The 10,125-nt window shown below is 46.4% G+C and carries 7 protein-coding genes and 1 pseudogene; 4 read left to right on the top strand and 4 right to left on the bottom strand.

The genetic code is table 11. The annotated features are described in order from the left end of the window. Both sfnG and msuE read right to left on the bottom strand, forming a co-directional pair. Positions 1-911, bottom strand: a 911-nt coding sequence (gene sfnG, locus B4J23_RS13285) for a dimethylsulfone monooxygenase SfnG (protein ID WP_291361261.1), incomplete at its 3' end; no start/stop codon positions are given. A 28-nt stretch (positions 912-939) separates the two neighbouring features. Further along, entirely contained in the window at positions 940-1,674 is a 735-nt protein-coding gene (gene msuE, locus B4J23_RS13280; RefSeq protein ID WP_166139499.1) for an FMN reductase, read from the bottom strand. 373 nt (positions 1,675-2,047) lie between these two features. Between msuE and B4J23_RS13275 the strand changes: the two genes are divergently transcribed. Further along, positions 2,048-2,698: a response regulator gene (locus B4J23_RS13275; protein WP_004781530.1), complete on the top strand. Its 651-nt coding sequence runs from the start codon at positions 2,048-2,050 to the stop codon at positions 2,696-2,698. A gap of 67 nt (positions 2,699-2,765) precedes the next feature. Here the strand turns inward: B4J23_RS13275 and B4J23_RS13270 are convergent, their stop codons facing one another. Together B4J23_RS13270 and B4J23_RS13265 are read right to left on the bottom strand one after the other, a co-directional pair. Next, a complete protein-coding gene (locus B4J23_RS13270; protein WP_166139501.1) occupies positions 2,766-3,533 on the bottom strand; it encodes a hypothetical protein in 768 nt (255 codons plus the stop codon). 417 nt (positions 3,534-3,950) lie between these two features. Further along, positions 3,951-7,442 carry a PAS domain-containing hybrid sensor histidine kinase/response regulator gene (locus B4J23_RS13265; RefSeq protein WP_291361257.1) on the bottom strand — a complete coding sequence of 1,164 codons (3,492 nt, stop codon included), beginning with the start codon at positions 7,440-7,442 and terminating at the stop codon, positions 3,951-3,953. Between the two features lie 182 nt (positions 7,443-7,624). Between B4J23_RS13265 and B4J23_RS13260 the strand changes: the two genes are divergently transcribed. The 3 genes and pseudogenes from B4J23_RS13260 to B4J23_RS13250 form a co-directional block, all read left to right on the top strand. After that, the gene (locus B4J23_RS13260; protein ID WP_004781535.1) at positions 7,625-7,957 is read left to right on the top strand and encodes a DUF485 domain-containing protein; all 333 of its coding nucleotides are present in this window, start codon (positions 7,625-7,627) and stop codon (positions 7,955-7,957) included. A gap of 1 nt (position 7,958) precedes the next feature. Continuing rightward, entirely contained in the window at positions 7,959-9,674 is a 1,716-nt protein-coding gene (locus tag B4J23_RS13255; protein ID WP_159123808.1) for a cation acetate symporter, read from the top strand. 231 nt (positions 9,675-9,905) lie between these two features. Next, positions 9,906-10,125, top strand: a pseudogene (locus tag B4J23_RS13250) (two pore domain potassium channel family protein); the annotation flags it as partial.

Below are 10,125 nucleotides of genomic sequence, written 5' to 3'. Positions count from 1 at the left end.
CGGAAGCCATCGTTATATTGCACCAGATCTTCAAATGTGGATTTGGCCCAGTTACCTTCACCTTCTTTACTCGCTGCGCCCGCTTCACGCGTTGCCTCACCGAAAGATTTCACCGCCTGAACATTGGCCTTGGCCACGATTTCTCGCAGTACTGCTTGCGCTTCCTCTTCGGTGTCACGAGCAATCACAAATGCATTTACGCCAATTTTCACAGAGTGATTGTTCGCTTTGGCTTTTTCACGAATATCATCGATCTGTTTTTTCAGCTCTTCCGGCGTATTGCCATTGGTGAAGTACCAGTCAGACACGCGAGATGCCATATCGCGTGCTGCCCGGGAACTTCCCCCCTGGAAGATTTCAATATACGGTTTTTGTACCGGTTTTGGACTCAAGGTATAGTCTTGGAACTGGTAGTATTTACCATCAAAACTAAAATTGTTTTGGGTCCAGACCCCTTTCAGGCTGCGAATAAATTCTTCTGAACGTGCATAACGTTCGTCATGTTCCGGCCATTCTTCACCAATTGCATCAAACTCGCCACGGAACCAGCCACTTACGACATTAATCGCAATCCGGCCATTGGTGAGATGGTCAATGGTGGCCAGCTGCTTCGCTGCCAGCGCAGGCTTCCATGGGCCCGGCAAGATCGCGGCAATCACTTTTAAACGTTCAGTTTTCGCCAGGATGCCATGACTGAAACTCACTGATTCATGCTGGTTTTCAGCGTTATAGCCCGCAGTAAAACGGATCTGGGTCAGGACATAGTCAAAACCTGCTTTCTCAGCAGTTTGCGCCAGACGGACGTTATAGTCATAGCTCCAGTCCGTACGCTGTTCGATATCGCTGACCACCAGACCGCCACTGACATTTGGAACCCAGTAAGCAAATACAATATTTTTATCTTGTGACATTATTCTTACCCTCTGAATGAAGTGGCCATTAAGCCACTTGAGTCTTTGGCACTTTCTTGCTGTGCAAACGGGATTCTGCGGCATCCAGGCTTGGCACTGCAGCTGAAGGTAAAACTTCTTCCTGTTCGATTTGCTTGTTGATGCCTAGGCTCTGGTTGGCTTGCTGAGATTTTTCTTTAATGACCTCAGCACGCTGCCCCTTTGCTGGCGCCCATTCAAGGATCGGTAAGGCACGAGCCACTGCCAGGGTAATACGGGCACGAAGTAATTCGCTGTGAATAGTATATTCAGGCGTAAAGTCACGATCTGTGGCATATACCCCGATTGGCAGAGTTTGTGCCTGGAAGAAGCTGAACAATGGGCGTAATTGGTGTTCAAGAACCAGCGCATGACGGTCACTACCACCAGAAGCTGCTAAAAGAACCGGTACATCTACCAGCGCCGTTTGTTCTACGAAGTCAAAGAAATGCTTGAACAGGCCCGTAAATGAAGCGCGGTAAACAGGCGTACCAACAATCAGGGCATCCGCTGCTTCAACGGCTGCCAGATCATCCTGCACGCGTTGCGGTAACTGGTTACGGTAAATTGCACCACCTAAAAGCTGGCCGATTTCGCTAAATTTAATGAAATGTACATTGATTGGCGTCGCTTCACCCAGTTCATCCAGAATGGCTTGAACCAATGCTTCGGTTTTAGATGGGTGATTCAGGCCGCCAGAAACAGCCACGATGTTTAAAGGTTTTTGCTCGGAAAAATGGGACATGTGAAGTACCTAAAAATAGTTAAGCTCGGAATGACCCTATTAATCCCGATTGCCGCAGTAGGTGTAAAATAACGAAATGCTGAAAAGTTATCTGATTTTTCTATATAAGCGGAAAATGTGCTTCTGAAACGGATAGAGCTGGATAAATGGCTGATAACTATATTTATATTGAATAAAGATAAGCTATGCAGAATAGGAATAAATCATATATAAAAAAGTGATGAGAATTAAAGAATTATTGAAATAAGCGAAAATTTAAAAAAATTAAAGAAAAACTCCACATTATTTAAAAAATTGGCGATCTTGCATATCCATAAACTGGCTTGTGTGGTTAGAATAGGAGCTACTGTGCACAAGATCTCTCTCACGTCCTATGAATATTTTAATCGTTGATGATCATCCACTGTTTCGTCATGCTCTGATCCAAGCTGTTCGTTATAGTCTGCCACAAGCGCAGATTCATGAAACTGCAGCAGTCAATGAATTTTATGAACGTCTAGAAAATGGTCCTGAGCCTGATCTTGTCCTTCTGGATTTAAACCTGCCAGGTGCATCGGGCTTTTCTGCTCTGGTCCACGTTCGCGCCCAATATCCTTCGATTCCAATTATTGTCGTTTCTGCTCACGAAGAAGCTAGCATTATCCAGCGTGCGATTGCACATGGTGCAATGGGCTATATTCCAAAATCTGCACATCCAAGCCATATTGGTGAAGCGATTCGTGAAGTCCTCGAAGGGGAAATCTGGTTACCACCCAATCTGCCAGCCAACATGAATTTCGATCCGCGTGCTGCAGACGAAACTGCATTGGCAGAACGGATTCAGTCGCTAACACCACAACAGTTCCGCGTCCTGATGATGGTAGCTGAAGGCCTGCTGAACAAACAGATTGCCTATGAACTGGATGTTTCAGAAGCTACGATTAAAGCGCACGTAACAGCGATCTTCCGTAAGCTGGGTGTACAAAACCGTACCCAAGCGGTGCTTGCTATCAATGCCTTGAATATTGAAGAAAAGAAAATGTAAGGGATTTAACTTACAAAATAAAAAAGACCTCATCTGAGGTCTTTTTTATTGCGAATATATTGCCAGATTAAGCAATATAATCCTGTTTTTGGGTGACATCGGTACAGAACATTGGATTCAGTGCGGATTGCAGTTCATCAATCTGTTCTTGAGTGACATAGCCTTTGGAGATCAGGTATTCTGCTACGCGATCATCACGCAGACTCAGGAAAGTCGCATCATACACACCTAAGTCTACAAACAGGGCAGCAGTTTCCAGACTGTTAAAACGGTCCAGATAAACTTCATCTTCATACATCAGGAATACATGCTCGTCTGTGCTATTCGGATCGACCTGTAGGTGCTCTGCCAGTTCATGCGGGCAGGTTTTGATAAAGAGCAAGTCAGAGAGTTCATCAAACTGGGTGGTATCCAGGCAATCTTCTTCATTTTTCACTTTGCCGAGCCACGCTTTAAAGACCAGTACGGCACCACCACGCAGCAGCATACTCCAGATCTGATGACGGGTTTGTACAGGTAAATCTTCAGCTTCTGCTTCCAGAGATTCAATCAGCTTGTTTTCCTGTTCAGCCAAACGTTCAAATAAACCTAAACCTTGCGGTTTGTAGGCATAAGGTTCAAAGACATCAAAATGCAGTTCATCAAAAACTTGCAGGGCTAAAGGAACCGCATGCTGATACAGGGTTTCAAGTGCCTGAATCTGGGTATCGTCGAGTTTGCTGTATTTAAACATTTGCGTCCAGTCGATGCTGGGTAATAAGGCATTAGCACCATATTGGCGATGGAATTGCTGAGTCTGTGCGGGAAGCTGAGCAATTGATTCATCGAGTTTCATTTTTATAACTCCTATCTAGCAGTGCAAATAGACCAGCTGCCAAAAGGATTTAGGCATTGTCAGATGGAAACTGATCGTTTCTTATATTGTCTATTTTTAGAACTAAGCTTGTTGTATTAAAAATACGACCAAAGTTCTATCTGCCATAAAATATGATTAAAAATTAATTTAAAACAATTGCTTAAATAATTGTAACTAGGTGTACACATGTATATTAATAGAATTGGTGGCTTTTGCCATAGAGAATGCTGAAATGATAATTTTGAGCAATTTATCAGCAGGAATTATGTGAAATTTGGTGCTTTTAGCACATTGGCCTGATTTTTTTGCCAGTCAGGTAAAGATAGGTATTTATTCAGTATAAAAAATGCCCATTTTAAATCATTAAAATGGGCATTGAGATAAAAATAAAAAGTTCTAACTACCAGAGATTTTCAGACCGGATAACCAGGAACGAAGTGAAGCGGGTTTCAATGGTTTCTTCAGCAGGACAATATTTAAATCCTTCAGGCGCTGTGGCAGTTCCGGATCAGAATCTGCGGTAATCAATGCCACCGGAATATCACTACTACGATGTTCCAGAATAAAGTCCAGACCGATTTTATCCTGATTTAAATGCTGATCCACCAGCCAGACCTGAATATTTTCCTGCTGGATCATTTCGGCTGCCTGTTCTGGTTCAGTGGCTTTAAAGACCTGATAGCCCCATTTGGTCAATAAGGTCGACATGCCTTCCAGAATGGTTTCATCATTGTCCAAACATAGAATCTTAAAGGCCTTGGACTTCAATGGCACAGCCTGAACAGGGGCGGCAATGACTTTCGGCGCTGCGGTCAACGGTACTTCAATCATGAAGCAGGAACCTTTGCCCAGCTCGGAAGAAACATGAACAGGATAATCCAGTAGTCCGGTCATACGTTGCACGATGGCGAGACCAAGCCCCAGACCCTGTTCACCCCAAGGCGAAGTATGGCCACAACGCTCGAATTCCTGGAACAGCTTGATGCGCTGTTCTTCAGCAATACCGGGACCGGTATCCCAAACCCCGATCCGGATATGATTTGGCCGGTTGCTAGAACGCAGTACACCGACCACGACCTTACCTTTGGCGGTATAACGTAGGGCATTGCTGACAAAGTTCTGGATAATCCGGCGAATCCATTGTGGATCGGTGTCAATCCAGAACTGGGCATCATGCACTCGCAGTTTGATGCCACGTTGTGCCGCAATGGATTTGAATTGCAGTTCCAGATCACTTAATAAATCATGCAGTGGATAAGCCTGGCGTTTCGGCTGAATCGTACCGCCCTCCAGTCGGGCAATATCCAGCAGCGCTGAGAGCATGCTTTCTGCCCCATGCAGGGCACGATCCAGTTGCTGCAGGGTCTTGCGATCTTCTTCGCTTTGTACACTTTGCTCCAGCGCCGTACTGAACAGACGTGCAGCATGCATTGGCTGTAACAGGTCATGACTGGCGGCAGCAATAAAGCGGCTCTTGGACATATTGGCTTTATCAGCCTGTTCACGCGCCAGTTGCTGTTCAGACAGGGCATCAGCGAGCTGCTGGGTACGATCCTGAACCCGGGCTTCCAGTACCGCTTCATTTTCACGGAAGGCAGTAATGTCGGCAAAGGTCGTCACGAAACCACCACCTTCAATCGGATTACCCCGCATCTGAATCACGCGGCCATCTTTACGGATCCGTTCAAATTCATGCGCACTGCCGACCTGCATCCAGTGAATCCGTTTACGCACATGTTCTTCGACCGAGCCCGGACCACATTCACCGCGTTCAGCGTTATAACGGATTAGGTCAGCGATTGGACAGCCGACATAAACAATATCTTTTGGATAGTCGAACAGTTTCAGGTATTGGTTGTTCCAGGCGACCAGACACATATTTTCATCAACCACACTCACCCCTTGGGTCATATGGTCGATCATGGTCATGATCAGGTTCTGGTTAAAACGCTGCCATTGTGAGGCCTGATCCAGAATATTCGCCACCTGACCGAGGGCCAGGCCATTATTCACCATCGCGGTAGTCAGCAGGGTACGTGCCGAGGCTGCACCAATGGTACCGGCCAGATACTGCTCAGTAAAACGCCACCACATGCCATTGGCACTGCTATTTTCATTCAGTTCCACACTATTTTGAGCACAGAACTGCTGGAAGGCCTGCATGGTTGGACCTTCACCGGTAATGCGCTTGGCCAGCGTAATCAGGTCACCAACTTTTAAACGGGCCACATCCTGATGCGAGTAGCTGACATCAGTAGATGGACTTTGAGAAGGAAGCGGCTTGGTTTCATAGTAGAAGAAACTTTCCGCCTGAATCTGTTCAGCCACACTTGGACGGAACATCCGGGAAACCCAGATATATAGGAATGTGTTCAGACCTAGTGCCCAGACCACACCATGCGTTAAAGGATCAAAAGATTCGAAACCGATCAGGGCTTCAGGACGTAACCAGTTCCAGCCCAAAGGACCCTGTTCCAGAAAACTCTGGCTGAACTGCTGATAGGCTTCTGGCAGGCTGCGCAAAATCGTTGGTAATAGCAGGGTATACGACCATAAAGCGAAACCGGTCAGCAGGCCAGCATATACACCTTGCTTACTTCCACCACGCCAGTACAAGCCACCAAGCAGGGCAGGGGCGAACTGTGCCACAGCACTAAAGGCCAGCAGGCCAAAAACAGAAAGCTGGTCAATATCATTAAAGAAGTTGAAGAACAGGAAGCCCATCAACATCACGGCCAGAATACAGATCCGGCGGGTAAATTTGAGTACCAGTGGCAAACGCTTGTCATGCCGTGAGATCAGGTTTAAGCGCCAGAGCGCCGGCATGATCAGGTCATTACTTAGCATGATTGATAGGGCGACTGAAGATACCAGCAGCATGCCGGTGGAAGCCGAGAAACCGCCTAAGAAGGCCAATAAGGTCAGCCAGTCCTGATTATAGCTAAGCGGTAAAGACAGTACCGCGACATCTGGAATCGCTAAATATTGGGGAGCCGCATGCAGTGCCCAGCTGGCAATCGGGATAATTGCCAGTGTGGTCAGAATCAGATAAATGGCAAACCAGCGACGTGCACCACGGATATGTTTTTCATCCCGTAATTCAACCACTGCTACGTGGAATTGACGTGGCAAGCAGATAATCGCCAGTGCAGCCAACAGGGTCTGTACCCAGAAACTTTCCGGTACGCCAAACAGCTGTACATCATGGAAGGTTGACTGAATATCGCTACTGATCTGAGGCAGATTTTCTGGTGCTTCAAAAATAAAGAAACAGGCTACGGCCAGCAAGGCAAATAACTTAACAAAAGACTCAAAGGCGACAGCCAGCATCAGACCGCCATGCTGTTCGGTGTTGGCAATCTGCCGGGTACCGAAAATCATCGCCAGAATCGCCAGGACGCCAGTCAGGAACAGTACGCTATTGGTGGTACTGGCAATCCCGGCTGAAGGTTCCAGAATGACCGCCGCACTCAAGGCAATTGCACGTAACTGCAAAGCCAGATAGGGAATGATGGCAATCACCGCCAGAATGGTGACCAGCGAAGCCAGAGGCCCACTCTTACCATAACGTGCAGCGACGAAGTCGGCGATAGAGGAAATCGCATGATGCTGGCGTACCCGTCCCAGACGGCGCCAGATATCGTAACCAATCGCGACAAAGAGCAGGGGACCAAGATAGATCGGCAGGAAAATAATTCCTTCACGAACCGCAGCACCGGTCGCGCCATAAAATGTCCAGGAAGAACAGTAGACGCCTAAAGTTAAACTAAACAATAGCATGCGGCCACGGGTACTCAGCCGGCTGGCATGTTTTTCCCCATAGAAAGCGCAAGTAAAGAGTAAAGTGATATAGAGGGCGAGCACCCCTATGATGAGCCAACTGTTCATATAGCCTAATGTGTACTGTGCATGACGCTATGATACCGCATCATGCACTCAGCAGTTTAAATTGATCATTTTTTAACGACCAAAGTCTAAATTACAAGTCATTCTAAATGTTGTTATTTTGCAACAGTGATAATTCGAATTAAAAAATAGTAAGCCCATGGTGGGGCTACAGGAGTGTAACTATGGATGAGGCCCAAGTAGAAAGAATTCTACAGAATCCCAAATTCAAAGAAATGGTACGTAGAAAAAGTACGCTGAGCTGGACCTTAACCGGCATCATGCTATTTGTCTATGTCGGTTTCATGTTGCTTGTTGGCTACAACAAAGAATTTCTATTGTCTTCAATTTCTGGCGGTGTAACGACCTGGGGTGTACCTCTAGGTATCGGTATCATTATTTTGTCTTTTATATTGTGCTGGGTGTATTCCTACATTGCCAATAACAAACTTGATCAGCTAAACAGAGAAGCAATTCAGGAAGTGGAAGCGATTACAAAAGAAAAGGGGCAACACTAAGATGAAAGGGATTTCATATCAAGCGCTTGCTGCTGCAGCGCTGACCTTGCTCAGCTCGGCAATGGCATTTGCTGGACCAGATCTGGGTGCTGCGGAGCAGCAAGCGACCAACTGGCACGCGATTATCATGTTTGTGATTTTCGTTGGAGCAACCTTATTTATTACCAAATGGGCTGCCAAACAAACCACAAATACTAATGATTTCTATACTGCCGGCGGCGGGATTTCTGGCTTCCAGAACGGTCTGGCCATTGCTGGTGACTTCATGTCTGCAGCATCTTTCCTCGGTATTTCCGCGATGGTATTCCTGTCCGGTTTTGACGGATTGCTGTACTCACTAGGCTTTATGGTGGGTTGGCCAATCGTTTTATTCCTGGTGGCAGAACGTTTGCGTAACCTGGGTAAATTTAACCTGTCTGATGTAGTGTCGTTCCGTCTGGAAGAAAAACCGGTGCGTACCCTAGCTGCATTAAGTTCACTGGTTGTGGTTGCGTTCTACCTGATCGCACAGATGGTAGGTGCAGGTCAGTTGATCAAATTGCTCTTCGGTCTGAACTACAATATTGCTGTGGTGATTGTTGGCCTGTTGATGATGGCTTACGTAATCTTCGGTGGCATGCTAGCGACCACTTGGGTACAGATCATTAAAGCAGTAATGCTGTTGTCTGGTGCGACATTTATGGCTTTCATGGTAATGAAGGGCGTAGGTTTCAGCTTTACCAATATGTTTGAACAATCGATTCAGGTTTACTCTAAAGTACATGACTTGAGCCTTGCAGATGCAACCAAGATTATGGGTCCGGGTAATCTCGCTTCGAATCCGGTCGATGCGATTTCTCTTGGTCTGGCGCTGATGTTTGGTACAGCAGGTCTGCCACATATCCTGATGCGTTTCTTTACAGTAAAAGATGCCAAAGAAGCACGTAAATCAGTGGTGGTTGCAACAGGCTTTATCGGTTACTTCTACCTGTTAACCTTCATTATCGGTTTCGGTGCGATTCTATACGTAGCGAACAACCCGCAGTTCCTGGACATTGCAAAAATGGCAATCACAGGCAAGCTAGAGCTGGTGGGCGGTAACAACATGGCCGCGGTTCACCTGGCAGATGCTGTGGGTGGTGACCTGTTCATGGGCTTCATTTCTGCAGTGGCATTCGCAACCATTCTTGCGGTAGTTGCAGGTTTGACCTTGTCAGGTGCTTCAGCAATTTCACATGACTTGTATGCAAACGTATTCAAGAAAGGCCGTACTACACCTGAATCTGAACTGCGCATGTCTAAAATTGCAACTCTTGGTCTTGCTATCTTTGCGATGATTCTGGGAATCCTGTTCGAGAAGCAAAACGTTGCCTTCATGGTGGGTCTGGCATTCTCGGTAGCCGCATGTGCCAACTTCCCGGTACTGGTTCTGTCTATGTTCTGGAAAGGCCTGACCACACGTGGTGCTGTCATTGGTGGCGTGGTTGGTTTGGTGACTGCAGTAGTACTGATCATACTGTCTAAAGCAGTTTGGGTAGATACTTTCGCGATTTCAGATACACCAGTCGTTCCATTTAATGGTCCTGCATTATTTGCAATGCCATTGTCTTTCTTCTGCTGCTGGTTCTTCTCCATCACAGACCGCTCAGTGAAAGCACAAGCAGAACGCAAAGCTTTCGATGCACAGTTTGTTCGCTCACAAACAGGTATTGGAATCTCAGGTGCATCTGATCACTAAGATCTGATGTCCTAAAAAAGCCTCCTGATGGGGGCTTTTTTTATAGCGATAAAATACCTGAGCTACCCAATGAAATACTTTGGGATAGGTTATCTAAAATTAAATACAGCTATTTTTAACTGAGATTTCAATGATTTTTATACAATCCTGTTTCTAACCATCAGCTAGATCATGCTATGTTAAGCCAGCGATAACAATAATGATGCTCGACAGGACATCAAGACAAATCTCATGAAGCACTCTCTGCTACGATTCTGGACCCATTTTAAGTATCTGCCTTCTGCGTGGCTGCTATGCCTGCAGTTACTGATTCTGATCCTGTCGATGCTGAGTTATGACAGCGTTTCTTATCGCGCGGGTACATGGATGCTGGGGGTGGTGGTCTTGCTGGTGATTGCCAAGGTAATTCGTCAGACTCCGATGTTTACCATTCTGGGACTCATGAAGAGCG

It is taken from the genome of Acinetobacter sp. UBA3025 (assembly GCF_002367915.1).
Taxonomy (GTDB): domain Bacteria; phylum Pseudomonadota; class Gammaproteobacteria; order Pseudomonadales; family Moraxellaceae; genus Acinetobacter.
The sequence above is the reverse complement of the archived record's forward strand: the minus strand, read 5'-3'. Positions and strand labels throughout refer to the sequence as shown.